Raw genomic sequence first — 261 nt, forward strand, 5'->3', positions numbered from 1 at the left:
GACTTCCTCGCCATCAAGGGCGTCGACGGGACGGGCGGGGCGGTGCTCGGCGTGTTCCTGCCCGCCCTCGTGGCGCTGCCGCCCGCCCTCCGAGCGGAGTGGGACCGCGTCGCGGCGCACCTCGGCGCGGCGCACCGGCTCCTCCGGCGGCGCGCCCGCCGCGCGGACGGGTTGCCCGAGGACGCCGAGGCCGTCCTCGATCCCGGAGGCGCCGTGCTCCACGCCGAGGGCGAGGCCAGGGCCCGTCGAGGGGAGCTCGGG

1 protein-coding gene is annotated in these 261 nt (G+C 80.1%); it reads left to right on the forward strand.

Annotation, left to right across the window (positions count from 1 at the left end):
• On the forward strand, positions 1-261 hold a 261-nt coding region (locus tag GUI70_RS23650), incomplete at both ends, for a hypothetical protein (RefSeq protein WP_202630618.1).

Source organism: Deinococcus alpinitundrae, from assembly GCF_009982895.1.
Classification (GTDB): domain Bacteria; phylum Deinococcota; class Deinococci; order Deinococcales; family Deinococcaceae; genus Deinococcus; species Deinococcus alpinitundrae.